1 protein-coding gene is annotated in these 528 nt (G+C 68.2%); it reads right to left on the bottom strand.

Features of this window, described 5'->3' with window-relative positions; translation table 11 throughout:
• Positions 1-528, bottom strand: a 528-nt coding sequence (locus tag NS4_RS31075) for an AMP-binding protein (protein ID WP_157106366.1), incomplete at both ends; no start/stop codon positions are given.

Raw genomic sequence — 528 nt, 5'->3', positions numbered from 1 at the left:
CCCCGCGCCACCCCGGCACCGGCCAGATACAACTCCCCGGCCACTCCCACCGGCACCGGCCGCAGCCGGGCATCGAGCACGACCTCGTGCACCCCCCGGACCGGGCCTCCCACGGTCACCGGGGTATCCGGGACCAGCCGATCACTGATATTGGACATGATCGTGGCCTCGGTCGGCCCGTACCCGTCATACAATCGACGCCCCACCGCCCAGCGGGCGACCAACTCCGGCGGGCAGGCCTCACCCCCGACGACCACCTCGGCGAACCCGTCCAGACCCGCAGGGTCGAGCGTGGCCAGCACCGTCGGTGTGACGAACCCGTGCGTGACATGCTCGGTACACAACAACTCACCCAGCTCGCCACCACCCCGAATCGCCGGGCCCGCGATCACCAACCCCGCCCCGGCACCGAACGCCATCAGATACTCCAGCACCGAGGCGTCGAAACTCGGCGAGGAGAAATGCAACACCCGCGAATCCGGTGACGTCGCATACCGGCTGGATTGTTCGACCGCGAAATTCTCCAAA

It is taken from the genome of Nocardia sienata NBRC 100364 (genome assembly GCF_001613205.1).
Classification (GTDB): domain Bacteria; phylum Actinomycetota; class Actinomycetes; order Mycobacteriales; family Mycobacteriaceae; genus Nocardia; species Nocardia sienata.
The sequence above is the reverse complement of the archived record's forward strand: the minus strand, read 5'-3'. Positions and strand labels throughout refer to the sequence as shown.